At 58.6% G+C, this 26,032-nt stretch carries 20 protein-coding genes and 1 tRNA gene; 11 read left to right on the top strand and 10 right to left on the bottom strand.

Features of this window, described 5'->3' with window-relative positions; genetic code table 11:
* Window positions 1-18: 18 nt before the first annotated feature.
* Complete coding sequence (locus G6N80_RS14395) at window positions 19-1,662, top strand: outer membrane beta-barrel protein (protein WP_165134697.1); 1,644 nt, start codon at window positions 19-21, stop codon at window positions 1,660-1,662.
* 73 nt (window positions 1,663-1,735) lie between these two features.
* On the opposite strand, the gene galU is transcribed toward G6N80_RS14395, so the two are convergent.
* On the bottom strand, window positions 1,736-2,620 hold the full coding sequence (gene galU / locus G6N80_RS14390) for a UTP--glucose-1-phosphate uridylyltransferase GalU (RefSeq protein ID WP_062555723.1): 885 nt from the start codon (window positions 2,618-2,620) through the stop codon (window positions 1,736-1,738).
* 208 nt (window positions 2,621-2,828) lie between these two features.
* Here galU and G6N80_RS14385 point away from each other — a divergent pair, with 208 nt between their 5' ends.
* The gene (locus G6N80_RS14385; protein ID WP_165134694.1) at window positions 2,829-4,043 is read left to right on the top strand and encodes a lytic murein transglycosylase; all 1,215 of its coding nucleotides are present in this window, start codon (window positions 2,829-2,831) and stop codon (window positions 4,041-4,043) included.
* 99 nt (window positions 4,044-4,142) lie between these two features.
* Complete coding sequence (locus G6N80_RS14380) at window positions 4,143-5,306, top strand: SGNH/GDSL hydrolase family protein (protein ID WP_165134691.1); 1,164 nt, start codon at window positions 4,143-4,145, stop codon at window positions 5,304-5,306.
* Here the strand turns inward: G6N80_RS14380 and G6N80_RS14375 are convergent.
* The 3 genes from G6N80_RS14375 to gltB all read right to left on the bottom strand — a co-directional run bounded on the left by G6N80_RS14375 (window position 5,298) and on the right by gltB (window position 12,310).
* Window positions 5,298-5,861 carry a nucleoside 2-deoxyribosyltransferase gene (locus G6N80_RS14375; RefSeq protein WP_165134688.1) on the bottom strand — a complete coding sequence of 188 codons (564 nt, stop codon included), beginning with the start codon at window positions 5,859-5,861 and terminating at the stop codon, window positions 5,298-5,300. The two genes, G6N80_RS14380 and G6N80_RS14375, sit on opposite strands and share 9 nt — an antisense overlap.
* A gap of 115 nt (window positions 5,862-5,976) precedes the next feature.
* Window positions 5,977-7,431, bottom strand: coding sequence for a glutamate synthase subunit beta (locus tag G6N80_RS14370; protein ID WP_062555727.1), 1,455 nt, complete (start codon window positions 7,429-7,431; stop codon window positions 5,977-5,979).
* 160 nt (window positions 7,432-7,591) lie between these two features.
* On the bottom strand, window positions 7,592-12,310 hold the full coding sequence (gene gltB / locus G6N80_RS14365) for a glutamate synthase large subunit (protein WP_165134685.1): 4,719 nt from the start codon (window positions 12,308-12,310) through the stop codon (window positions 7,592-7,594).
* A 413-nt stretch (window positions 12,311-12,723) separates the two neighbouring features.
* Here gltB and G6N80_RS14360 point away from each other — a divergent pair, with 413 nt between their 5' ends.
* Both G6N80_RS14360 and G6N80_RS14355 read left to right on the top strand, forming a co-directional pair.
* On the top strand, window positions 12,724-13,776 hold the full coding sequence (locus G6N80_RS14360) for a threonine aldolase family protein (RefSeq protein WP_165134682.1): 1,053 nt from the start codon (window positions 12,724-12,726) through the stop codon (window positions 13,774-13,776).
* Window positions 13,777-14,020: 244 nt separating this feature from the next.
* Window positions 14,021-14,497, top strand: a complete 477-nt coding sequence (locus G6N80_RS14355; protein ID WP_062555729.1) for an SgcJ/EcaC family oxidoreductase — start codon at window positions 14,021-14,023, stop codon at window positions 14,495-14,497.
* Between the two features lie 50 nt (window positions 14,498-14,547).
* On the opposite strand, the gene G6N80_RS14350 is transcribed toward G6N80_RS14355, so the two are convergent.
* Window positions 14,548-15,405 carry a LysR family transcriptional regulator gene (locus G6N80_RS14350; RefSeq protein ID WP_165137091.1) on the bottom strand — a complete coding sequence of 286 codons (858 nt, stop codon included), beginning with the start codon at window positions 15,403-15,405 and terminating at the stop codon, window positions 14,548-14,550.
* An 88-nt stretch (window positions 15,406-15,493) separates the two neighbouring features.
* Here G6N80_RS14350 and G6N80_RS14345 point away from each other — a divergent pair, with 88 nt between their 5' ends.
* Window positions 15,494-16,498: a bile acid:sodium symporter family protein gene (locus G6N80_RS14345; protein ID WP_062555731.1), complete on the top strand. Its 1,005-nt coding sequence runs from the start codon at window positions 15,494-15,496 to the stop codon at window positions 16,496-16,498.
* A 96-nt stretch (window positions 16,499-16,594) separates the two neighbouring features.
* Here G6N80_RS14345 and G6N80_RS14340 read toward each other — a convergent pair whose 3' ends face one another.
* Complete coding sequence (locus G6N80_RS14340; protein ID WP_062555732.1) at window positions 16,595-17,077, bottom strand: Hsp20 family protein; 483 nt, start codon at window positions 17,075-17,077, stop codon at window positions 16,595-16,597.
* A gap of 399 nt (window positions 17,078-17,476) precedes the next feature.
* On the opposite strand from G6N80_RS14340, the gene G6N80_RS14335 reads away from it, so the two are divergent.
* Window positions 17,477-18,466 (top strand): alpha/beta fold hydrolase, encoded by a 990-nt coding sequence (locus tag G6N80_RS14335; RefSeq protein ID WP_165134679.1) that lies wholly within the window; start codon window positions 17,477-17,479, stop codon window positions 18,464-18,466.
* 9 nt (window positions 18,467-18,475) lie between these two features.
* On the opposite strand, the gene hisN is transcribed toward G6N80_RS14335, so the two are convergent.
* Together hisN and G6N80_RS14325 are read right to left on the bottom strand one after the other, a co-directional pair.
* Entirely contained in the window at window positions 18,476-19,252 is a 777-nt protein-coding gene (gene hisN / locus G6N80_RS14330; protein ID WP_165134676.1) for a histidinol-phosphatase, read from the bottom strand.
* Window positions 19,253-19,538: 286 nt separating this feature from the next.
* The gene (locus G6N80_RS14325; protein ID WP_062555735.1) at window positions 19,539-20,423 is read right to left on the bottom strand and encodes an N-formylglutamate amidohydrolase; all 885 of its coding nucleotides are present in this window, start codon (window positions 20,421-20,423) and stop codon (window positions 19,539-19,541) included.
* Window positions 20,424-20,599: 176 nt separating this feature from the next.
* Between G6N80_RS14325 and cpdR1 the strand changes: the two genes are divergently transcribed.
* On the top strand, window positions 20,600-20,962 hold the full coding sequence (gene cpdR1 / locus G6N80_RS14320; RefSeq protein ID WP_062555736.1) for a response regulator CpdR1: 363 nt from the start codon (window positions 20,600-20,602) through the stop codon (window positions 20,960-20,962).
* 106 nt (window positions 20,963-21,068) lie between these two features.
* A tRNA-Val gene (locus G6N80_RS14315) sits at window positions 21,069-21,143 on the top strand.
* Window positions 21,144-21,245: 102 nt separating this feature from the next.
* Here the strand turns inward: G6N80_RS14315 and G6N80_RS14310 are convergent.
* Window positions 21,246-21,833, bottom strand: coding sequence for a hypothetical protein (locus G6N80_RS14310; RefSeq protein WP_165132425.1), 588 nt, complete (start codon window positions 21,831-21,833; stop codon window positions 21,246-21,248).
* A gap of 457 nt (window positions 21,834-22,290) precedes the next feature.
* Between G6N80_RS14310 and G6N80_RS14305 the strand changes: the two genes are divergently transcribed.
* Entirely contained in the window at window positions 22,291-23,580 is a 1,290-nt protein-coding gene (locus G6N80_RS14305) for a TadE/TadG family type IV pilus assembly protein (RefSeq protein WP_062555738.1), read from the top strand.
* A gap of 52 nt (window positions 23,581-23,632) precedes the next feature.
* On the opposite strand, the gene G6N80_RS14300 is transcribed toward G6N80_RS14305, so the two are convergent.
* Window positions 23,633-23,950, bottom strand: coding sequence for a hypothetical protein (locus tag G6N80_RS14300; protein WP_062555739.1), 318 nt, complete (start codon window positions 23,948-23,950; stop codon window positions 23,633-23,635).
* 229 nt (window positions 23,951-24,179) lie between these two features.
* Here G6N80_RS14300 and G6N80_RS14295 point away from each other — a divergent pair, with 229 nt between their 5' ends.
* Window positions 24,180-25,970 carry a chloride channel protein gene (locus G6N80_RS14295; protein ID WP_165137089.1) on the top strand — a complete coding sequence of 597 codons (1,791 nt, stop codon included), beginning with the start codon at window positions 24,180-24,182 and terminating at the stop codon, window positions 25,968-25,970.
* Window positions 25,971-26,032: the final 62 nt, after the last annotated feature.

Genomic DNA, 26,032 nt, shown 5'->3' with positions numbered 1-26,032 from the left:
GGGAGCCCAGTCGGCGCCATGACGAAACGCATTTCAAACGATGCTTTGCGGCAGCGGCGCCTTGGCGCTACGCTGACCCTGCTTGCGTCAACCATTTTAGCCATTCCGACCATCGCAGCAGCGCAATCCGCCAATAATCGCAATACGAATGCGACGGCCAGCAGCGGAAGCACCGCACGCACCGGCGGCTTGAGCACGCTGAACGAAACATTTCCCACCCGCAGCACAGGAACAGGCACCAGTACCGGCGGCGCGAACGATCCGCTTTCCAGCCCGACCGATCCCTACTCCGCAAGCAACACGGCACTGGCAGGCAGCGGCTCAGCGGACCCACTGGACCAAACCGGCAACGGATTGTCTTCAACCGCTACCGGCACGACAAGCCTTGCCACCACCCCCCTGCGTGCGGGAGCCAACATGCTGCAGGGTACACCGCTCAATCAGGCGGATGGTCTCATCGCCGACGATCTGGGCGAGCTCACCGTACCGCAGCAGAACGCAGCAGAAGAAGCGATCGAGGGCGGGGATACGTCTGCACGCCGCGGCGATGGCCTGGGGGTAAAGCTTGGCACTTTCACGCTTCGGCCAAGCGTGAACCAGAGCGTCAATTCTGAAACGACCCGTAGCGGCTCCAATACTAGCCGCCGAAATTATCTTGCAACCACGCTGAATGGAACGCTGACCTCCGATTGGGCGCGCCACGCGCTGACCATCACCGGCGCGGGCACCTTCCAGAAAAACATCAGCGGCACCGGTCAGACCGAACCGAATGCGCGGCTGGACGCCGATTTGCGTTTGGATCTGTCAAACCAGACCGTCGCCCATGTTCTTGCCGGTTACGCCTTCGAGCGTGAGGATGCGAGCGACCCAAACGCGATTGCCGGTACCGTGGAACAGGCGCGCGTCGACCGTTTCTCGTTGGGCGGCACGATCGAACGCGACTTCGGAATTCTGCGCGGGACCGCAGCGCTGACCGGCACACGCACACTCTACGGCTCTGCCCGCTTTGCAGATGGTCGCTCGCTCAGCCTCAGCGACCGGGATCGCAACGCTGTCGAAGGCCGCATCCGTGTCGGCTACGAGCTTTCGCCTGCTCTTATCCCCTTCATAGAGGCTACTCTCGGACGTGCGCTCTACGACGACGATGTCGACCGGCTGGGTTATGCCCGATCCTCCTGGAGCTACGGCGGCCGTGCAGGCGTGCAACTCGATCTTGGAGAGAAGTTGCGCGGCGAACTGGGCCTTGGCTATGCCATCGTCGATTATGAGGATGCCCGCCTGAAATCCATCGACGCTTTTACAGTGGATGGGACGTTGCTCTGGTCACCCCAGCGCGGGACAGACGTGGATCTGGGTCTCAGAACGACGGTGCAGGACGCCACGGCAGCAGGTCAAAGCGGCTGGGTTGACTATCAGTTGAGTGCGGGCCTCTCGCATCTAATCCGCAACGATCTGACAGGCCGACTGACCGCCTCGTCCACGGTGCGCGATTACCCAAGCACGCAAAACGCCTTGAACTGGTCTCTTGGAACCGGTGTCATCTGGAATATCAATCGCTATTTCGATGCCACTGCCAACCTGGGCTACGAGTTCACCGACAATCCGGGCGGAACCGACAGCAAGCAGTTGCGCGCCGGCGTCGGCCTGACTCTCAGGCGATGAACTAACCCTCAGGCGATAAAAAGAGGCCCCGGAATCACTTCCGGGGCCCTTTTCGTTTTCACGAAATGCAAGCTCACATCTTCGATGTGATGGCCTTCAGCGGTCCTTCGATCAACGGACGGATGTCGTCGCGCTTCAAGGCGAAGGCAAGATTTGCAAGAATGAAGCCATCCTTGGCACCACAGTCGAAGGTCTCGCCCTTGAAGTGATAGGCCGAGAACTCCTGCGACTTGGCAAGCGCGAGCATGCCGTCCGTCAACTGGATTTCGTTGCCCGCACCACGCTCCTGGGTCTCGAGGATCTTGAAGATCTCGGGCTGCAGGATGTAGCGACCATTGATGAAGAAGTTGGAAGGGGCAGTGCCCTTGGCAGGCTTCTCCACCATCTGCGTGATCTTGAAGCCTTCTTCGCCCACCTTGTCGCCCATGCCGACGATGCCGTACTTGTGCGCCAGCTCAGGATCGCACTCCTCGACCGCCAGAACATTGCCGCCTGTCTTGTCGTAAAGCTCGACCATCCCCTTGAGGCAGCTCTTTTCAGACGCCATGATCATGTCCGGCAGCAGCACGGCAAATGGCTCGTTGCCAACGATATCGCGCGCGCACCAAACGGCATGGCCAAGGCCAAGCGGAACCTGCTGGCGGGTGAAGCTTGCAGTACCGGCAGTCGGCAGAAGGTCGGAAAGCAGCGTCAGTTCCGCATTCTTGTTCCGCTCGCGCAGCATCTGCTCCAGCTCGTACTGGATGTCGAAATAGTCTTCGATGACGCCCTTGCCGCGACCTGTCACGAATACGAAGTGCTCGATGCCGGCCGCAGCCGCTTCATCGACAACGTACTGGATGACCGGCTTGTCCACGACCGTCAGCATTTCCTTCGGAACAGCCTTGGTCGCGGGCAGGAAGCGCGTTCCAAGACCTGCAACGGGGAATACGGCTTTACGGATCTTCTGTTGTCCCACTCATGCCTCCTTCAAGCACAAACCTATGAGGGTGCCATGGCCTTCGCCTTAGCAGCCAATCACTACCTTTTCACAAACAATGACAGAGGAGTGTCCACATGGTAAAGAATTTGTTGACACTGTCGGTCTACCCTGTTGCTTCAATGTCAGGGCGTCGTTCCCGATCCTGGCAAATTTGAGACCGGATAGAACAAGGAACACTCCGCCGATGAAAAAATTCAGCGCCAGACGCTTTGCCCTCTCCGCCATCGCAGCGGTTGTCGTTGCGACTTCTGCGATAGATGCCAAGGCCGACGCCGGTTTCAAGGCATGGGTCGCCAAATTCTATGAAACGGCTGCGGCGAGCGGGATTAGCAAATCCACTTATAACCAGGCATTTGCGGGCATCACCGGCCCGGATGAGGAAGTGCTGGAAAAGGCACGCTATCAGCCCGAGTTCAAGGCGCAGATCTGGGATTATCTCGATTCCCGCGTAAACCCGTACACCGTAAAGGTTGGGCGCGAGATGCTGGCCAAGCACAACCGCACGCTGACGGCGCTGGAACGCCATTTCGGCGTCGACAAATATATCCTGCTGGCCATCTGGTCGATGGAAACGAATTACGGGGCGGCCCTCCAGAACCACGACCGTCTTCACCACGTGCCGCAAGCGCTCGCGACCCTTGCCTGGGGTGACCCGAAACGAGCCAATTTTGCCCGCAAGCAATTGCTTGCTGCCCTCAAGATTCTGCAATCTGGCGATGTGACACCGAAGCATCTGACTGGCTCCTGGGCAGGTGCCATGGGGCATACGCAGTTCATACCGACAAGCTATCTTCTCTACTCCGTTGATGCCGATGGCGATGGCCGTCGCGATATCTGGAGCTCCATCCCTGACGCTCTGGCAACCGCCGCCAATCTTCTTGCGAAAAACGGCTGGCAGACCGGCTCCACCTGGGGCTATGAGGCCGTATCGCCTGCCGGTGCGGCGCGCCATGCAGGCCAGACGAAAACGCTGGTGCAATGGGCGAAGCTTGGTTTCGTGCGCGCCAATGGCAAGGCGTTCCCTCGCCCCAATGATCGCGCCACGCTCAAATTGCTCGCCGGAGCGGAAGGTCCCGCATTCCTGATGATGACCAATTTCACTGTCATCAAGCGCTACAATGCAGCAGACTCCTATGCGCTGGGCGTTGGTCTGCTGGCCGACGAGATCGCCGGTTACGGCGGCATGCAGCAATCCTGGCCGCGTCCTCACAATACGCTGGACATCAAGGAAAAGTTTGAATTGCAGAGCCGCCTCAAGGAACTGGGCTATTATGATGGCGAAATCGACGGAAACTTCGGCTCCGGTTCGAAGGCTGCCATTGCCGCCATTCAGGCACGCCTCGGCATGGAGCGGGATGGCGAACCGTCCAAGGGACTGTTGAAAGCCTTGCGGAAGTGACCACATTCCCGCAGACTTGACCTCATGGCCCGCACGGCTTTGTCGCGCGGGCATCGGTCCCGATGGATGGGACCAGCTTATCGAGAATGGGCCGAAGACATGACTTCCAAGCGCAGGCTCCCTCGCCGCCTCCTGACCACGGCCCTCATTGTGTTGATGGCCCTGCCCGCGGGCGTGGGCGTAGCGCAGGAACAGCGACGCACCCTGTTCGACATGTTGTTCGGCAATGAACGGCGCCGTCCCGAAAGCTCCATCATCCAGATGCGCCCTCGCCCGGAGCGGGTAAGGCCGCAGGGCGCGGCGCGACCGGCTGCACCAACACCTGTCAAGCCTCCGGCCGCAGCACCGCAGCCGGAAGCCGTTGAGAAAATGGACAGCGCCCGCAAGATCCTGGTGGTTGGAGATTTCGGCGCCATGGGTGTGGGACAGGGACTGGAAACCGCTTTCGAGCAGGATCCCTCCGTCAAGGTCATCGCCAAGGGCTCTGTTGCTTCCGGTCTCGTCCGGCAGGACCATTATGATTGGCTGAGTGAACTGCCCCGCATGCTGGAGCAGGAGAAGCCGCAGATCGTGGTGGTGATGCTGGGCGCAAATGACCGGCAGTCCATGCAGGTGGGTGCCGAGCGGGAGCGTTTCCGCACGGATATCTGGCTGAAGGAATATGAAGAGCGCGTCACACGCCTCGCGAAAATGGTGACGGATCGCAAGATCCCGCTTCTCTGGGTCGGCCTTGCGGCATTCGAATCCCCGTCACTGACAGCCGATGCCGTGACGCTGAACGGCATTTACAGGTCGAATGTCGAGGAAGTGGGCGGAGAATTCGTCGATATCTGGGATGGCTTCGTCGATGAAAGCGGTCAGTTCATCGTGACAGGATCGGACGTGAACGGCCAGCCGGCCCGCCTGAGAGGCACGGATGGTGTGAGCTTTACCGATGCGGGCAAACGCAAGCTGGCCTTCTACGTGGAAAAACTGGCCAAGCGCCATCTGGGCGATCTGTCGGTCGGAGATCTGATCCGCCTGGATGCAGGCGATCTGCCGCTGCTTTCCAGCCTGCCGCCGGAAGTAGAAGCGAAGATGCCAAGCCAGCCTATCAATCTCTCCGATCCCGAACTGGACGGTGGCAAGGAACTGCTCGGAGCCTCCACCATCAAGCCGGTGGCCCGGGAAACACCTCAGAACCTGTTGCTGACCAAAGGCTTCCTGCCCGATGCCCCTGTTGGCCGTATTGACAATGTCAGGCTGAACCCCACGTCACCGTGACGCATACCAATCCAGGCAGGACCGGAACGCTGTCAGGTCCGTGTAGAGCGCGTCAGGTGGTGCATCATGCACGGCAATGAAGCCGCCGCGCCGCTCGATGCCGCCATGCAGCATCAGATTGTCGATCATGTCGAAATCCTCGAGCGACAGGCCGTCCGGGCCGCGTTTGCGTCCATCTGGTCCCTCCGCGATCTCACCTTTGTAGAATTCCCGCGTACGCTGGAAATGGTTTGCCGTCATGTTCGTGTAAGCGGCAACACGCTTGCCCTGCGCACAGACATAGCCAAGCTCGAAGGCGGTGCCGACATCGGCGGCAATACCCCGAAACGGCGTGAGATTGGCGATGATCCCATCGGCGCGGTTCATCATGCCTTCATCGACGGCACTGATCTTCAGGCCGAACTCATGACGAGTCGGGGCAGGCTCAATCGTAACATCGCCAGGGCAGATGGGCTCGAACCCGAACTCGCGCGCCATAGCGGCCTTTGCGTCCAGCATGTGGCGGGCATTTGGGAGAAAAACTTCCGGCCCGGCAAGATAGAGTTTGAGGCTCATCGACAAATCCTCCGGATCGGAACAGAAAAATCATAACCCGAAGCGTGGTACGCGAGGTTGGGCTTCGCGTACCACGCTTCGGGCCGTAGTAACTCTTTGTCGGAACGTAAAGACGTTAGCGCGGCAGGACCGAGGAACCCATCAAGGCCTCGTCCACGGCACGGGCGACCTGACGACCTTCACGAATGGCCCAGACCACTAGCGACTGGCCGCGACGAACGTCACCGGCCGCCCACAGCTTGTCGACCGAGGTCTTGTAGTCCTTCTCGTTCGCGACCACGTTCGTGGAACCGCGGCGGTCTACATTCAGCTGCAGCTTGTCACCCAGATCGCTCAAGACGCTATCCTTCGCCGGACCGGAGAAGCCGATGGCGATGAAAGCGAGGTCCGCCTTGATGATGAAGTCCGTGCCGGCAATCGGCTTGCGGCGCTCATCCACCTGGCAGCAGCGAACGCCGGTCAGTTGGCCGTCTTCGCCAACGAATTCGAGCGTTGCGACCTGGAATTCGCGGTTCGCACCTTCTGCCTGCGAAGAGGAGGTACGCATCTTTGTGGCCCAGAACGGCCAGACGGCCAGCTTGTCTTCCTTCTCGGGAGGCATGGGGCGAATGTCGAGCTGGGTCACCTTCACCGCACCCTGGCGGAAAGCCGTGCCCACGCAATCCGATGCGGTGTCGCCACCGCCGACAACGACGACATGCTTTGCGCCGGCCAGGATCGGCTCCGACGGCCAGCCCACGCTATCGATGTTTTCACGACCGACGCGGCGGTTCTGCTGAACGAGGTATGGCATGGCATCATAGACGCCGTGCAGGTCCACACCCGGAATACCGGCTGGACGCGGGGTTTCGGAGCCGCCGCAATAGACAACTGCATCATGGTCGGCGAGAAGCTTTTCCATCGGCAGGTCGACACCGATGTTCACGCCGCAATGGAAGGTAACACCCTCGCCCTTGATCTGCTCGACGCGGCGATCGATGAAGTTCTTCTCCATCTTGAAGTCCGGGATACCGTAGCGCAACAGACCGCCAGGCTTGCTCTCGCGCTCGTAGACATGAACCTCATGGCCAGCACGACCCAATTGCTGGGCAGCGGCAAGACCGGCAGGTCCGGAACCGATAATGGCGACCTTCTTGCCGGTATGAATGGTTGGCGGCTGCGGCGCGATAAAGCCCAGTTCATAGGCTTTGTCGGCAATGGCCTGCTCGACGGTCTTGATCGCGACAGGCGCATCTTCCAGGTTCAGCGTGCAGGCTTCCTCGCAAGGCGCCGGGCAAACGCGACCGGTAAATTCCGGGAAGTTGTTGGTGGAATGGAGGTTGCGGATCGCCTCTTCCCACTTGTTGTTATAGACGAGGTCGTTCCAGTCCGGGATCTGGTTATGAACCGGACAGCCGGTCGGGCCATGGCAATAGGGAATGCCACAGTCCATGCAGCGCGCGGCCTGTTTGGTCACTTCGGCATCCGACATCGGAATGGTGAATTCGCGGAAATGGCGAATACGATCCGACGCAGGCTGGTACTTTGCCACCTGCCGGTCGATTTCCATGAAACCCGTAACCTTGCCCATGTTTCATCCCTCACTTCGAAATGGGAGCCGAAGCTCCCTGTATCGACCGTCGCCACTTGCGCCCACATCGATACGATCAGATCCCTTGTGATCTTCCCGTTCGACGCAGTGCTCAAGCACCGACCGAACGGTCTGATCCGTGAATGACGGCTGCGGCGATTTACTCCGCCGCAACGCCCATGCGCATCCGTTCCATTTCCTCAAGCGCACGGCGGTATTCGACCGGCATGACCTTGCGGAACTTCGGACGGAACTCGCTCCAGCGATCCAGGATCTCCTTGGCACGGTTGGAGCCCGTGTAGTGGAGATGGTTGGAAATCATCTGGTAGAGACGTTCCTCATCGTGGCGCGTCATGTCTTCGGAAACGTCCACGCGTCCCTTGTGCATGAGGTCGCCACCATGGTGGTGGAGCTTCTCCAGCATGTCGTCTTCTTCCGGAACCGGCTCCAGCTCGACCATGGCCATGTTGCAGCGCTTGGCGAAATCGCCGCTCTCGTCGAGAACGTAGGCCACGCCACCGGACATACCGGCCGCGAAGTTACGGCCCGTTTCGCCGAGAACCACCACGATGCCGCCCGTCATGTATTCGCAGCCATGATCGCCCACGCCTTCGACGACAGCCACAGCGCCGGAATTACGCACGGCGAAACGCTCGCCCGCCACGCCGCGGAAGTAGCATTCGCCGGTGATTGCGCCGTAGAGCACCGTATTGCCGACGATGATAGAATGTTCGGCAGCAAGCTTCGAGTTCTCCGGCGGACGCACGATGATGCGGCCACCTGAAAGGCCCTTGCCCACATAGTCGTTGCCGTCGCCGACGAGATCAAACGTGATGCCGCGTGCGAGGAAGGCACCGAAGGACTGGCCAGCCGTGCCACGCAGCGTGACATGGATCGTGTCGTCCTTGAGCCCCTTGTGACCCCAACGCTTGGCAAGCGCGCCCGAGAGCATGGCACCGGCGGAGCGGTCCACGTTCTTGATCGGCACTTCGAAGACCACCGATTCCTTGTTTTCCAGCGCAGGCATCGACTTTTCGATCAGCTTGCGGTCCAGCACGTCATCGATCGGGTGCTTCTGGCGCTCGGTCCAGTAGGTTGCTTCCTTCGGCGCTTCCACCTTGTGGAAGATGCGGCTGAAGTCGAGGCCCTTGGCCTTCCAGTGCGCCAGCATCTCATCCTTTTCGAGCAGTTCCGAAGCGCCGATGATCTGGTCCAGCTTGGTGAAGCCGAGCGAGGCCAGGATTTCGCGCACTTCTTCAGCGACGAAGAAGAAGTAGTTGATGACGTGTTCCGGCGTGCCCTTGAAGCGCTTGCGCAGAACCGGATCCTGCGTGGCAACGCCAACGGGGCAGGTGTTCAGATGGCACTTGCGCATCATGATGCAGCCAGCCGCAATCAGCGGAGCCGTTGCGAAGCCGAATTCATCGGCACCGAGAAGCGCGCCGACGATCACGTCACGACCGGTCTTCAGGCCACCATCCACCTGAAGGGCAATGCGCGAACGAAGGCCGTTCAGCACCAGTGTCTGCTGGGTTTCGGCAAGACCGATTTCCCATGGGGAACCGGCATGCTTCAGCGAGGTGAGCGGAGAGGCACCCGTACCGCCATCGAAACCGGCAACCGTAATATGGTCGGCGCGTGCCTTGGCAACACCGGCAGCGACCGTTCCAACGCCCACTTCGGACACCAGCTTGACCGAGATGTCGGCATCCGTGTTGACGTTCTTCAGGTCGAAGATCAGCTGCGCCAAGTCTTCGATCGAATAGATGTCATGATGCGGCGGCGGCGAAATGAGGCCGACACCTGGCGTGGAGTGACGGGTCTTGGCGACCGTCGCATCCACCTTGTGGCCAGGCAACTGGCCGCCTTCGCCAGGCTTTGCACCTTGGGCGACCTTGATCTGCAGCATATCGGCATTGACGAGATATTCCGTCGTCACACCGAAGCGGCCCGACGCAATCTGCTTGATGGCAGAGCGTTCAGGGTTCTGCGAACCGTCCGCCAGCGGCATGTAACGGTCGCTCTCTTCACCGCCCTCACCCGTGTTGGACTTGCCACCGATGCGGTTCATCGCAATCGCCAGTGTCGTATGTGCCTCGCGGCTGATGGAGCCGAAGGACATGGCACCTGTCGAGAAGCGCTTGACGATATCGACAGCAGGCTCGACCTCATCGAGAGACACCGGCTTGCGACCGATCTGGTCGGCGGACTTGATCTTGAACAGACCGCGAATGGTGTTCATCCGTACGGATGTCTCGTTCACCATCTCGGCGAACTCACGATAGCGATCCTGGCTGTTACCGCGAACGGCATGCTGGAGTGTTGCTACGACATCCGGCGTCCAGGCGTGGTTTTCGCCGCGCATACGGTAGGCATATTCGCCGCCGATATCGAGGTTGGAGGCCAGAACCGGATCCTTTCCGAAAGCGGCCTTGTGGCGGGCAAAGGTTTCTTCCGCGATTTCAGCCAGACCAACGCCTTCGATGGTCGTGGCCGTACCGAAGAAGTACTTGTTGACCAGTTCCGAAGCGAGACCAATGGCATCGAAGATCTGTGCGCCACAGTAAGACTGGTAGGTGGAAATGCCCATCTTGGACATGACCTTGAGAATGCCCTTACCGACAGCCTTGATGTAGCGATAGACGACTTCGTCTTCGGAGACTTCCTTCGGGAACTCGCCCTTCTTGTGCATGTCGATCAGCGTATCGAATGCCAGATAGGGGTTGATGGCTTCCGCGCCGAAACCGGCAAGGCAGCAGAAATGATGGATTTCGCGTGGCTCACCCGTTTCGACAACCAGACCGACGGAGGTACGCAGACCCTTGCGGATCAGGTGGTGGTGCACGGCAGCCGTGGCGAGAAGCGCCGGAATGGCGATACGGTCGGGACCGAGCTGGCGATCCGACAGCACGATGATGTTGTAGCCGCCGCGAACAGCGGCTTCCGCACGCTCGCACAGGCGATCCAGCATTTCCGGCATGCCTTCGGCACCGCGCTCCACATCATAGGTGAAGTCCAGCGTCTTGGTGTCGAAATGGTCTTCCACGTGGCCGATGGAGCGGATCTTTTCCAGATCGCCATTGGTCAGGATCGGCTGGCGCACTTCCATGCGCTTGGCCTTGGCCATGCCTTCGTGGTCGAGAATGTTCGGGCGCGGACCGATGAAGGAGACGAGGCTCATCACCAGCTCTTCGCGGATCGGGTCGATCGGCGGGTTCGTAACCTGCGCGAAGTTCTGCTTGAAATAGGTGTAGAGCAGCTTGGACTTCTGCGACATGGCCGAGATCGGCGTGTCGGTGCCCATGGAGCCAACCGCTTCCTGACCCGTCGTTGCCATCGGCGACATCAGGATCTTGGTGTCTTCCGAGGTGTAACCGAAGGCCTGCTGACGATCGAGCAGGGACACGTCGCGGCGCAGCGCACGCGGCTCCACCGGCTTCAGGTCTTCCAGAATGATCTGGGTGCGGTCCAGCCAGTTGCGATAGGGGTGCTTGGTCGCAAGTTCGCTCTTCACTTCCTCATCGGAAATGATGCGGCCCTTTTCCATGTCGATCAGCAGCATCTTGCCTGGCTGCAGGCGCCACTTCTTGACAATGGTTTCTTCCGGCACCGGCAGAACGCCCGCTTCGGAAGCCATGATGATACGGTCGTCCGAGGTCACGACGTAACGCGCCGGACGCAGGCCGTTGCGGTCGAGCGTCGCGCCGATCTGCTTGCCATCGGTAAAGGCAACGGCAGCCGGACCATCCCACGGCTCCATGAGAGCTGCGTGATATTCGTAAAACGCCTTGCGCTCAGGGCTCATGGACTGGTTGCCGGCCCAGGCTTCCGGGATGAGCATCATCACCGCATGCGCCATGGAATAGCCGCCACGCACCAGGAATTCGAGGGCGTTATCAAAGCAGGCCGTATCCGACTGGCCTTCATAGGAAATTGGCCACAGCTTGGAGATGTCGTCGCCAAAGAAAGGCGAGGATACGGACGCCTGACGCGCGGCCATCCAGTTGACATTGCCGCGCAGCGTGTTGATTTCGCCGTTATGGGCGACCATGCGATACGGGTGCGCCAGCTTCCACGACGGGAAGGTGTTGGTGGAGAAACGCTGGTGCACGAGGGCAACGGCGCTCTCGAAACGCGGATCGCTCAGGTCCTTGTAATAGGCACCCACCTGATAGGCCAGGAACATGCCCTTGTAGACGATCGTCGAGGACGACAGCGAGACCGGATAGAAGCCGGTTTCCTGACCGCCGAACTGGTCGTAGATGCGGTTGGAAATGACCTTGCGCAGCAAAAACAGCTTGCGCTCGAAATCATGATTCGTCGCGGCATCGCGGCCAGCGCCGATGAAGATCTGACAGTGATAAGGTTCTGTCGCAGCAATTTCCGGCGCCTTCGACAGAGACGAGTTATCAACAGGCACATCGCGGAAGCCGAGGAACTGCTGGCCTTCTTCGGCGACGACTTCAATCATCACCTTCTTGAAGTGCTCGATCTGCTCCGGGTCGCGCGGCATGAAGATGTGGCCAACGGCATATTCGCCAGCCTTCGGCAGCGTCACGCCCTGCTTCGCCATCTCCTCGCGGAAGAAGCGATCCGGGATCTGCACCAGAATGCCAGCGCCATCACCCATCAGAGGATCGGCACCGACAGCACCGCGATGGGTGAGGTTTTCCAGAATGAACAGACCGTCCTTGACGATCTGGTGCGACTTCTGACCCTTCATATGCGCAATGAAGCCGACGCCGCAGGCATCATGCTCGTTACGCGGATCATAAAGCCCCTGCGCGAGCGGCAGGCCGGACGGCGACAAACGGGCAGGAATGAGCGCTTTCACCGTCTCGCTGCCGTCAGCGGGGGTGGATATAGCCTTCGTCATCATTTCCTCCTTGTCAGCGCACACGCGCATCAGGGTTGAACCAGAAAAGCGTCGCTTGACGCGCCGCAGAGGCACCGCCTGAAACGGCCAACCCTTGAAGGTTAACAGTTTCAACCAGTGCCGGGACCCGAAATAGGACAGGATAACTGTCCTAGTTCCTGATTTTTTATGACAGACATCTGTTCAAGGCGCAAGGCGCAGGCTCGAAAAAAGAAGGCTTATTACGGCATGAAAGTTATCTTGAGTGCTGCACAGCAGAAATAAAATTAGGCCAAGACATGTCTCGTCGCATTTTCATTGCGACCTATTCCGTTCCGGCAAAGGGTATGTGAGGAACACTTGATCGAACGGCGCATCCGTCTAATTTTCCCACCGCCGTCTCCCGGCGCTTACCGACGCATATGAAAGGTCACTTCATGTTCTTTGCCTCCGACAACTGGGCGGGCGCGCACCCGCTGATCAGCGAACGCTTGACGAAGGAGGCCGCAGGCTTTGCATCCGCCTATGGTACCAGCGAACTGGACCGTTCGATCGAAGCACGTTTCAGCGACATCTTTGAGACAGACGTTGCCGTCTTCTATGTCGCGACGGGAACAGCGGCAAATTCGCTGGCGCTCGCCAGCCTCGCCAGACCTGGGGGCGTGACATTCGCCCATTCGGAGGCCCATGTCATTGAGGATGAGCTCGGCGCTCCGGACTTTTTCTCCGGGATGCGCATGATCGAAGTCGCGGGCCCACTCGGAAAGATGGATGCCGAAAGCCTGAAGGCGCAGATAGCCCGCTTTCCGCAGGATGCGGTACACCACGGTCGCGCCAACTCGGTCACGCTGACGCAGGCAACCGAGCAAGGCACCGTCTATGATCTTTCTGAGATCCAAACGCTCACGCAAATCGCCCGGGAAAACGGCCTCGGTGTGCATATGGATGGCGCACGCTTCGCCAACGCCCTGGTGGCGCTTGGTGCAACGCCTGCGGAAATGACCTGGAAACGCGGCGTCGACGTTCTCTCATTCGGCGGCACGAAAAATGGCTGCTGGTGCGCCGAAGCCATCGTCTTTTTCGATCCTGCCAAGGCACGTGAAATGCCGTTCATTCGCAAGCGGGCGGCACAACTCTTCTCCAAGTCGCGCTTCATCTCCGCCCAACTAGCCGCCTATCTGGACAATGACCTCTGGCTGGATCTCGCCAGGCACGCGAACGGCATGGCCGACAGACTGCGCGATGGGCTCGCCGCATCCAACACGGCACGGCTTGCATGGGGAACTCAAAGCAATGAGGTTTTCGCTGTGATCCCTAGAGCCACGGCCAAGTTGGCAGAGGACATGGGCGCGAAGTTCTATGAATGGCCGACCCCGAAAGATGTGGCCGAGACGATCCAGAAGGACGAATCCCTCATTCGCCTTGTTACCAGTTTCGCAACGACCACCGAGGACGTGGATCGCTTTCTGGACATCCTGCAGCAGGCTTAAGGGAGATACAGGTGGGAGACGCCTCCCTCCTACCTTCGCTGCATATGTATGCCGCAATTATATCCAAAATTTAACAGAATTATGCTTATGTATTTTCTTATTCTACACAATGAAAAATTGCGATATATTAGAAATAATGCGCATAACAGGAATGTAATATCCTGTTATTGAGAGTCTTATTGTTTGACGAGAGACCCGCCTCCACATGCTTCATGTCAATAAACGAGCATCGGAGACGGAATAAATGAAGAAGTACTTTGTAGCCGGCAGTCTGGTTCTGGGAGCATCGATTGTTGGAGCGAGTGTCGCGCAGGCGAAATCCGCCACTTGCCCCGACACGACACCAGCCCAGATCGAGGCACTATTCACCGACTTCAACAATGCCTGGGCCACCAAAGACCCCGCCAAGGTGACATCACTGTTCACCAAGGAACCTGTTCTGCTTGCTACAGTCTCCAATAAGCCTCGGACAACCCCAGCAGAGGTGAATGACTATTTCGTCGGGTTTCTGAAGAGCAGCCCCGTCGGCAAGATCGATACGTCGACAATCGAGATCGACTGCAACACGGCATCGCGTCTTGGCACCTGGACAGTAACGCTGACGGACGCGAAAACCGGCGCGAAGACTGATGTGAAAGCGCGCTACAGCTTCCTGTACCGATACGAGGACGGAGCCTGGAAGATCGATCATCTCCATTCATCCATGATGCCGGAGAAGTAAGTTCCGAGGGCAACAAGGGCGCCCGGAAACTCTTCCGGGCAACCTCTTTTTCACCCCGCCTGCGGGACGAGACGCGCGACAATCAGCGCTGACAATGCCTCCACCAGAGCCGCATCCGCCCCACGACGGGGAACGAGTACGAATTCCACATCATCGAGAGGCGGGAGCCAGCCGCCCGACACCTCTTTCAGGCCATCGGGCGCCATGCTGCGCGGCTGCACCAGAACGCCCATTCCCGCGCGCGCCGCTGCCGTGAGTCCGCTCAGGCTGGCGCAGGTGCAGACGATGCGCCACAGGATCTTGTGGCGGTCCAGCGTGTCTTGAGCAATCTTGCGCGTAATGCTCGGTGTCGGAAAAGCGATCAGCGGAACCGGCTCCCCCTCTTTCAAGCGGATGAGCTCCGGATCGCGCGCGAGCCAGACGAGAGGTTCTCGGTACAGCAGACGCCCCTGCGTTTCACCAATATGGCGTTTTGCCAGCACGAGATCCAGCTCCCCGACGTCCAGCATCTGATAGAGGGGTGAGCTCAGGGCCACCGTCAGTTCCAGATCCACCAGCGGATGAAGCCGGATGAAGTCTTCCAGGATCAGCGTCAGGCGGCTCGCAACGACATCTTCTGAAACGCCAAGCCGCAAGCGCCCGCGCAAACGGTTTTCGCCAAACAAGGAATGAACCTTCCCGTTGAGATCCAGCATGGCACGCGCATAGCTCAGCAGTGCCTCACCTTCGGTCGTCAGTTGAACGCGATGCGTGGTTCGATCGATCAGCTGTTTGCCCAGGCTTTTCTCCAACCGCTGAATATGCTGGGTGACGGTCGATTGACCGATACCAAGCCGATCGGCGGCGGCGGTAAAACTGCCGCTCTCCTGCAGAGAGACAAAGCTTTCCAGATGGATCAGATTCAACATCGTATCACGATCTACGATAACTGTTAGTGTTTGCATTTTGCTTCATGATCACTCATCCGTAAATCTGGTTTTTCGAATGGACTAGATCATGCGCCGTTTTCTGCCAGATACTTTCACCCTGCTGCTGGTCGCAACCGTCATCATCGCTTCTCTTCTCCCCGCACAGGGACAATTCGCGACGATCTTCGGCTATGCGACGGACTGCGCCATCGCGCTGCTGTTCTTCCTGCATGGCGCGCGCCTGTCGCGCGATGTGGTGATTGCCGGCATCCTGCACTGGCGCCTGCATATCACCATCCTTATCGTGACGTTCGGCATCTTCCCGCTGCTGGGACTGGGGCTTGGATTCATCCCGGAGACAATCCTGAAGCCGGAGCTCTATCTCGGCCTTCTCTTCGTCTGCGTCCTCCCTTCGACGGTCCAGTCTTCGATCGCCTTTACCTCGATCGCAGGCGGAAACGTGCCCGCAGCCATTTGTTCGGCCTCGGCCTCCAACCTGTTTGGTATGTTTCTGACGCCTCTGCTGGTCGGCCTGCTGATGACCACAGGTGGTAGCGCCGGCTTCAACCTCGGCGCCTTGGAAACAATCGTTCTTCAACTACTGGCACCGTTCATTCTCGGGCAGGTTCTGGAACCCTGGATCGGCAAGTGGATCCGTTCAAAGAAGAAGCTTCTCCTGCCGGTCGATCGCGGCTCGATCCTCATGGTCGTCTACTTGGCGTTCAGCGAGTCCGTGAATGAGGGTCTCTGGAGCACATTTTCGGTGCAGGACATCGGTGTTGTCATCGCCCTCGACATTCTGCTTCTCATCGTCGTCCTGATGATCACGATGTTCGGAAGCCGCCTGCTGGGTTTCAACAAGGAAGACGAGATTACCATTACCTTCTGCGGATCGAAGAAGAGCCTTGCTTCCGGTGTCCCGATGGCAGGCGCCATCTTTGCCGGGCAAAGCATTGGTGCCATTGTGCTTCCCCTCATGCTGTTTCACCAGATCCAGTTGATGGCCTGCGCCGTCATCGCCCAGCGTTATGCTGCCAAGAAGGCGGAGCGTGAAGCGTTGGCAGAGGCTGCCCTCGCAACAAAACCGGCGTGAGCAAGGGTCAGTAAAGTCCAGGCACCAAAAAGCCCCTGCCGAGATCATCGGCAGGGGCCTCGAGTTTCAATCGCTCATCAATTGCCTGTTACAGGCTCAGTTGACCTGCTTTGGCGCAGGCTGAGCCTCGATGGTCTTGGTCGCTTCGGCAATATCAGCCGCAATCGCAATGCGACGTGGCTTCAAGGTCTCGGGAATGTTGCGAAGAAGGTCGATGTGCAGGAGACCATTCTTCAGGGAAGCGGCCTGAACCTCCACGTGATCGGCAAGCTGGAAGCGGCGCTCGAAGGCGCGCTTGGCTATGCCGCGATACAGGAATTCGGTCTTGTTGGCTGCCTCGTCCTCAGACTTCTCACCCTTGACCGTCAGCACGTGTGCATGAGCCTCGATGCTGAGTTCCTTTTCGTCGAAACCGGCAACGGCCATCGTGATGCGATAGGTGTTTTCACCCGTCCGCTCGATATTGTAGGGGGGATAGCTGGGTGCCTGCTCCGGTTGGCCAACGCTGTCCAGCATGGAAAAGAGACGGTCAAAGCCAACGGTAGAGCGATAGAGCGGCGAAAAATCAACGTGACGCATAGTGTCCTCCTTGAAGCGACGTTTGCGAAAATCAAAGCAAGGGAAACGACCCATTCTGGCGACGCTTCCCCGTTATTACGAACCCTTGCGGCGTCCGTGACCTTGAGATGGTGAGCCAATTTTGCCCGTTCAAGACCTTTCCGAATTTTCTCGAAATTTCCGCAAAGCTGACATTGGCGAAAGCCTGAACTCCAGGTGAACGGGGCATTCCCGGCCTGTTCAGATTGATCCGGCTATTTCTTCTCTCGAACCGGATGGGTCTGCCTCCGGCGACTGAAGCCACGTCCCTTCTCTTCAGTCATTCCCCCTCGCCGGAACTGGCTCGACCGGTTCCGGCTTTTTTCTTTGACCTGGCGGCCAGCACCCCCTATCCCTGACAAAAAAGAGCAAGGCGGCACCATGGACGAAGCTCAGGTCTCCCGATCGGACATTCTCTTCTCCACGCCGGATAATCCGGTCCCGGACAATTGCACGGCTGGCTATTTCGAGGGCTTTCGCGGCACACGCCTCCGTTATGCCCTGTTCCGGTCAGCCATCTCTCCCGCCAAGGGCACGGTGGTCCTGCTGCAAGGACGCAATGAATTCATCGAGAAATATTTCGAGACCATTCGCGATCTCAATGCCATGGGGCTCTGGGTCGCGACCTTCGATCTACGCGGACAGGGCGGCTCTGAGCGCCTGTTGAAAGATGCACGCAAAGGCTATGTCCGCCGCTTCATGGATTATCAGCACGATCTGGAAATCTTCCTGCAAACCATCGTGCTGCCGGATGCCCGTCTGCCCTTCTTTCTGATTGCCCATTCGACCGGAGCCCTGATTGCTCTGGCATCCGCGCCGCGCCTCAACAACCGGATCGACCGCATGGCGCTCGCCGCACCTTTCGTCGGGTTGGGCGGACAGGCCTTGCCGGAAAAATGGCTGCGGCCCCTCACCTCGACATTATCCAGAGTGGGGCTGGGCTCAGTCTCGATGGGCAAGGACCAAGGTCATCGCCCCTTTGCCAATAACCCGCTGACATCGGATGAAGTTCGCTTCAACCGGAATGCGGCGATCGTCGCGGCGAGGCCAGACCTCACCATCGGGGCGCCCACGGCACGATGGCTGCACGAAAGCCTGATGGCGGGCTCCATGGTCAACGAACAATCGCATCTGACACGGATAACGATCCCGACGCTCATCCTGGCACCCATGCTGGATGGTATCGTGCCCTACATCTATCAGGAACGGCTGTCGCGAAACTTCCGGGCCGGACAACTCATTACCATCACCGGCGCCCGGCACGAGATCTTTCAGGAGCGCGATATCTATCGTTCCCAGGCGCTGGCTGCGATCCAGGCCTTCATGCCCGGCACGGAACCGCTGGTGGATCTCTCCGAGACAGCCGCCTGAGCGTGATCGTCAACGCCCGGCCAGCAGGTCCATGGCCTGCTCATAGACCGCACGACTGCCGGCTGCGATGATGCTGCCGCCATCTTCCGGACGACCCCCATCCCAGGTGGTGATGATGCCGCCCGCCTGCTCGATCAGCGGAATGAGTGCACCGACATCATAGGGCTTCAGGCCATTTTCGACGACAAGATCCACATGCCCCGCCGCCAGAAGCGCATAGGCATAGCAATCCGTGCCGTAGCGGAAGAGGCGAACCTTGCTCTCGACGCGGTCGTACTGGCTGCGCTCAGCGGTCGAGAAGATGTGCGGCGATGTGGTGAACAGAATGGCGTTGGAGATATCTCCACAATCGCGCACCTGGATACGATGCGCACCATCCGGGCCGGAATACCAGCTTGCAGACCCATCGGCAAAATAGCGCTCGCCGGTGAAAGGCTGGTCAACCAGTCCCATCACGGCTCGTCCGCCGGAACGCAAGCCTATCAGCGTACCCCAGACGGGAACGCCTGAAATGAAAGCACGAGTTCCATCGATCGGATCGATCACCCAGATATGCTCGCGATCAAGCCCGATCGATTCGTGCTCTTCGCCCAGAATGCCATGGTCGGGAAAGGAATTGATGATGAGTTCCCGGATGGCGAGTTCCGCCGCCTGGTCGGCTTCGGTCACCGGATCGAAACCCCCATGCAGTTTGTTGGCGACCGCAGTCCCGACCCTGAAACGAGGCAGCGTCTGGCTGCGCGCGGCATCGGCTAGGCTATCGAAGAAGGCGCGATCTGGCAGCATGTTTCCCCCGGTCGAAAATTTGTCCTCCTTTCTAGTCGAAAGGCCGACAGGAGCAAGCACAACCGCATCGAATTAACGGCACAACATGCATCTGCCTTAAGTTTGATCACCAAAAAGGAATGCTTGACATTTGGGCAATGTGTCATTAATGTGATTTTTGCAGTCGAAAGATTGTAAATACCCTCCTTGGGTGTTTCCTCCCTAGACTTAGCCGCGTCCGTGAGGCGCGGTTTTTTTTGCCCGCACGCAAGCGTCGGGGCAGGAATGATAAAAAAGGAAACGAAAACTACTCTGCCGCGAGCGTCGATTCGATCGAAAATTCGTCCGCAAAATCGATCATCTGCCGCATGAAGAGCGACAGTGCCGCAGCGACCACCTCGAAATCCGCGCGTTTTTCCAGCGTTGCCTCATCCACATAGAGAGACCGGTTGATCTCGATCTGCAGGGCATGAAGCCCACGGACCGGGCGGCCGTAGTGTTCGGTAATGAAGCCGCCCGCATAGGGCTTGTTGCGAACGGCGTTGAAGCCGAGATCCTCCAGGATATGCAAGGCCGCACGCGACAGTTCGGCGGAGGCACTGGTGCCGTAGCGATCTCCAATGATGAAATCGGGCCGCGTATCCGAGCCCGCAATGCGGATATTGCCCGGCATGGAATGGCAGTCGATCAGGACGGAAAAGCCGAAACGGGCGTGAGTGCGAGCAATCAGGCGCCTCAGGCACGCATGGTAGGGCTTGTAGAGCGCCTCGATGCGCGACAGCGCATCCGCAACCGGCATGCGTCGCGCATAGATCTCCATGTTCTCCGCAACGATCCGTGGAACCGTACCCAACCCACCTGCAACGCGCATGGAGCCGATATTGGCGTAGGATGGCAGAGCATCCTCGAACATGCGCGGGTCAAGCTCGTAAGGCTCGCGGTTGACATCCAGATAGGCGCGTGGAAAGTGGGCAACCAGCAGTGGCGCACCGAGTTGGGGCGCATCCGAGAACAACTCGTCTACAAAGTGGTCCTCGGATCTGCGGATACTCAAGGAATCAAGCCGGGACGCCGCCAGAAATTCCGGTGGATAAAACCGGCCGCTATGGGGGGAATTGAAGACAAAGGGAATGGTTTGCTGCTCAGGCTCCCGCACTTCAAAGGGTTCTAGCCGACCATCAGCCCATTGCATTCGTTCTTTACCATGTAGTGAACAACTCAAGGTGACATGTTGCCAGTTGCCTGCTGCGAAGTCCATACTATGTAAATCCATAAAGAAGGCATCTGACGGTTATCGTTCACCGGTTTTTTACTGGCGAAAAGCTACCGTCAAAGCCCTAATTCAAGAGAAACCCATTAACGGTCCTGATGATGCAAAAGATCCTTCTCGCCGAAGATGACAATGATATGCGCCGCTTCCTGGTCAAGGCGCTGGAAAAGGCCGGTTACAAGGTGACCTCCTTCGACAATGGAGCAAGCGCTTATGACCGCCTGCGCGAGGAGCCGTTCTCCCTGCTTCTGACCGATATCGTGATGCCTGAGATGGATGGTATCGAGCTGGCGCGTCGCGCCACCGAACTCGACCCGGATCTCAAGGTCATGTTCATCACCGGCTTCGCCGCCGTTGCCCTGAACTCCGATTCGAAGGCTCCGAAGGACGCCAAGGTGCTTTCCAAGCCCTTCCACCTGCGTGACCTTGTGGACGAAGTGAACAAGCTTCTGGCCGCTTGACCCCGGTTTTCCGGGCTTCTTTCTGACGCTTCAAAAAAACGTCACGAAGATGCAAAAAAGCGGTTGACGGGTCGGCCGCTTTTATGGTCTATCCGCCGCCACGGAAGGGCGTGTAGCTCAGCGGGAGAGCACTACGTTGACATCGTAGGGGTCACAAGTTCGATCCTTGTCACGCCCACCATTCCCATTCAAAAAGGCCTTCAGAGCGATCTGAAGGCCTTTTGGTTTTAGGGCACGAAATTTTGTTCGCCCCCGTGAACATGGGCAGGGCGGAGGGCCAAGGCTATTCTTTCCATCGGCATTCAATAACGCCGTCCAAGGCCTCTATGGCACGCCCGAGTGCCCGGTAGTTTATCTTCTTGCCGATCCATCCGGCGCGCTGAAAATAGCAACCTGTGCGAGCCGCCTTGTCGAGATCCTTCATTGTCCAGCGAATTTCCAGGCAACGCTGTCGCACGTCATCAAGTGCGGGATGACCTGTGCTTTTGTAGGTTGACCGGACCGCGCGACAAAATCCGTGATAGCGCGCCACCTGGCAGATATTCGTCCAGCTGGAGTGCGGAAAGGCCTCTTCGATTTCCTGGACGCTGGCAACGGGATAAAGCCGACGCAGCTTTGCAAGCTCTGCGGCGGTCCAGACATGGATCTTCCGGCGAAGCCCCAGCAACTGGCAGCGACTGGCAATCGCGGCGCGCGAACGGTGCGGCAGAAGCTTGCTCATCAGATCGTACTCGCCTTGATGAGCAATGAGGACCGCCTCCTCCTCCCGGCTCCAGAGCCTGTCGCCCTTCATGTTCTGGCCATGCTTGCGCATCCGCCGACGGCTGCGCTGACCCATCTTCACCGCACGAGTCAAATAGTCCAGGCTCATCGCTCACCTCTGGTCGCAGTGAACAGCCGCGTCCACAGGCGCCGAGCACAAGGGTGGCTGTCCTTCGTCCATCCCTCAGACGCGCATGAACTGCACTGCCGTCGGTGGCATCATAGGGCAACTGTTGAGCATCTCGCGTTACCGACCTGAAGCTGAGCAACCGTATTCATGAAGCGGCCGGTTACTGCATGGCTCAACTCTTGAGCATGACCCTTCCTTATCAATGAGAAGCGCTCACCTACCCGCATTGCGTGTACAATCACAACCGAAAGAATAATCCAAGCGCAACCTGAGCAAAAATTACGTTACGTCAGAGAGATGCAACAAAATTAACATTATCCATTCATCCATTATTACCAATGGATGTTTCCGATCAGGTCGAACAACATTAGATTCATGAAATTTATACTGCAGCACCATAATACCGGAGGGAACTGCCGAAACCTGAGACAGAACCATGCGAAGCATTCTGAAAGATCGCAGCGGAAATTTTGGGATCATGAGCGCGCTCCTCATGGTTCCACTTGCCGCCGTTGCCGGTTTGAGCGTCGACTTTGCCAATGCACTGGCTGCCAAGAACGAGCTTCAGTCTGCCGCTGACGCTGCGGCGCTGGCGGCAATCTCGGATAACTCGGCCGGCTACAAGAAAGCCATGTCGATGACCGGTGATGGCGAAATCCTTGATGCGGAAACCGACGCCAAGAACCTGTTCAGCGGCGAAATAACGGGCAACAGACCCTACACACTGACGAATGTGTCTGCGACTGTATCGCGATCAGGGGTCGACCTGACGTCAAAGATCACCTATTCCGCAGAGGTACCGACGTCATTGCTGATGGCACTCGGCCAAAACAAGATCACCATCAGCGGAACGGCAACCGCTGCCTATAAGACGGCGACCTACCGCGATTTCTATCTGTTGCTGGACAACACGCCTTCCATGGGCGTGGCGGCCACGCCATCCGACATCTCCACCATGGTGGCTAATACGGGCGATAAATGCGCCTTCGCTTGCCATATCGTCAACAATGGCGTCGAAGACCCGAACAGCTATTACAATCTTGCCAAGCAACTGGGTGTCACGACGCGCATCAACGTCGTTGCGCAGGCAACGGCCGCCTTGATGGACACGGCAACGAGCGCGCGCAAGGTGTCCAATCAGTTCCGTATGGCGGTCTATACTTTCGGCCAGAAGGCGGAAGATACGAAGCTGATGGAAGTGGCGAACCTGACCTCGGATCTCAAGACGGCCAAGAACAAGGCCAGCATGATAGATCTGATGTCGATCCCCTATCAGGGCTATAATAACGACCAGCAGACGGATTTCACCCTTGCGATGCAGAACATCGCGAAAGTCATCGGCCCGGCGGGCACTGGTGCCACCTCGACATCGCCGGAGAAAATCGTCTTCTTTGTCTCGGATGGCGTCAACGACAGCTACAAGCCTGTTGGCTGCACCAAGAAGCTGACGGGTGGACGTTGCCAGGAACCCATCAATCCCGATGCCTGCCAGGCGTTGAAGGACCAGGGCTATAAGGTCGCCGTTCTCTATACCACCTATCTGCCTTTGCCGACCAACCAGTGGTACAATGACTGGATCAGCCCGTTCCAGGCAGAGATCGCTTCACGCATGCAGAGCTGCGCATCTTCCGGCTATTTCTTTGAAGTCAGCCCGTCGGAAGGCATATCCCAGGCCATGAGCGCGCTCTTCATGAAAATCATCAGTTCATCGCGCATTACGAGCTGATATCAGGCCCTGGAGCCGGGCAGCAGATCCTGCACCCGGCTCGCGTTGGACTTTACCAGCGCGGCGGACCACCCCAGCGGCGATCCCACCCACCGTGATGGTGATGATGGCGCGGCGGCGGGCCCCAACCCCAGCCTGGCGGTGGCGGCGGCGGGCGGTGATAGCGCGGCGGTGGCGGTGGGCGGCGCGGTACGCACTCACCCCAGCGGTTCAATCTCCAGCCGCGCCCGCAGGCCCAGTCGACCTTCTCAATCAAGCCAGATGCTGCACCATTCGCCGGAACGACTTTTGGTGCGACGGGCATGGGTTGCGCTTCGGCGGCAACCGCGCCGGCAGCAAGGATTGCGGCAGCCAAAAACATAGACTTCATGATCGTCACCTCAGTTTCGATAGTGAGGAGATTAGGAAGTGAAAACTGAACAGCTTCTGAACCGCGCGTTCATGAAATCGTCGCTTTCCCACTCCTATAAGCGCCCACAGCTTGCACTGACCGCGCTTGACACTTGACGCCTTGGCTCCAATTGCCGGGTAGAGAGGCCCAAGGCATAGGCGCTGTTTGGCGCTGATGTAAAATCATGAACAGGAAGGCTGCAGGCTCGATGCAGACGCTGGCTCCCGGAGCGATATTCAAGTTTGGCCAAACCTGGGGCAAGCTCCTGAAAAGGAAGGCCTTCACGCGCGGCTCCGAGATCGGACTGATCTTTTCCGGCATTCTGATCGGCATCGGCGCAGGCTGTGCGGTCAGCGGCATGAGCTGGATTTCCAAGGCATTGCACAGCCTGATCTTCGGCATCGAAATGAGCGAGTGGCTGAGCGCCTCGGAGATCGAAAACAAACTCATCGTCCTGTGCGCGCCCATTGTCGGCGGCATTGTCCTTGGCTGCGTCCTGTTCATCCTGTCGCGACGGCGAAAGCGCGCAATGGTTGACCCCATCGAGGCCAACGCGCTCTATGGCGGGCGCATCTCGCTGACCGACAGCGTGATCGTCGCGGTGCAGAACCTGATCTCCAACGGCTTCGGAGCCTCTGTCGGACTGGAAGCCGGCTACACCCAGCTCTCCGCCGGTCTCGCATCGAAGCTCGGCTCCAAGCTCAAATTGCGGCGGGAAGACATGCGCGTCCTCGTTGGTTGCGGTGCCGCCGGCGCCATCGCCGCCGCCTTCAATGCACCGCTCACCGGCGCCTTCTATGCGTTCGAGCTCATCATCGGCACCTACAGCATGGTCGCCCTGGCGCCTGTCGTCGTCTCGGCCATCGTGGCAACCTTCGTGGCGCGCGGGTTTTCCGGCGACAGCTTTTTGATCGAAGTCGGTGAAATCGGGACGATCACGCCAGCGGATTACATCCCGGCCATTGCGCTCGGCGCAATCTGCGCAGGCGTCGGTATCCTGATCATGCAGGGCGTCGCCTTCATTGAGGAAACGGCGCGCAAGAGTTCGCTTCCTCCCTACCTGCGACCGGCGCTTGGAGGAATCCTGATCGGGCTGATGGCCATGATAACGCCGCAGGTTCTTTCCGCCGGACATGGCGCGCTTCACATCAATCTGGATAGCCAGGCCCCGGTGCAGGTGCTTATTGGCCTCTTCCTGCTCAAATCGGTCGCCTCGGCGGTGTCGATCGGGTCCGGCTTCCGTGGTGGCCTGTTCTTCGCATCGCTCTTCATGGGCGCATTGCTTGGCAAGATATTTGCCATGCCTGCTGACTTCATCACGACCGGTTCCCTGACGCCGACCGTGCTGGCGGTGGTGGGAATGAGTGCGCTGGCCGTTGCAATCATCGGCGGCCCGCTGACCATGACCTTCCTGGCGCTGGAAATCACGGCAGACTTTCCCATCACGGCCCTCGTTCTGGCGGCCGTCATCACCTCATCGCTCGTCGTGCGAAATACATTCGGCTACTCATTCGCGACATGGCGTTTCCACCTGCGGGGGGAAAGCATCCGCTCGGCCCATGATGTCGGCTGGATCCGCAACCTGACCGTCGACAAGCTTATGCGTTCCGATGTGAAATGCGCGAAGCTGGGTGTGTCCTTGGCAGAATTCCGGGAAGCTTTTCCGCTCGGCTCAGCCAAACGCGCCATTCTGCTGGATGATAACGACCGCTATGCCGGCATTGTATCGATACCGGAGGTTTACGCCGAGGAGGTCGAAAGCACGAAGCCACGGAGCGAGGTCAAGGATTTTCTCCAGTTCGAGAACGACTTCCTGTTGCCGAACATGAACGCGAAGCAGGCGGCTGAAATCTTCGATCAGGCCCATGCGGAGGCTCTGCCGGTTATCAACAATCTCATCGACCGGCGCGTCATCGGCCAGCTCAGCGAAGCGCACACATTGCGGCGATACTCCGAAGAACTGGATCGCCGCCGCCGCGAAGCCGTGGGCGAGGCCTGAAACCTGTAAAAATCAATACTGAGAAAACGAAAACGGCGCCGGGATGACCCGACGCCGTTTCG

The organism is Rhizobium rhizoryzae, from assembly GCF_011046895.1.
Lineage (GTDB): Bacteria > Pseudomonadota > Alphaproteobacteria > Rhizobiales > Rhizobiaceae > Neorhizobium > Neorhizobium rhizoryzae.
Note: the sequence above shows the minus strand (reverse complement) of the source record. Positions and strands in the feature narration are given on the sequence as shown.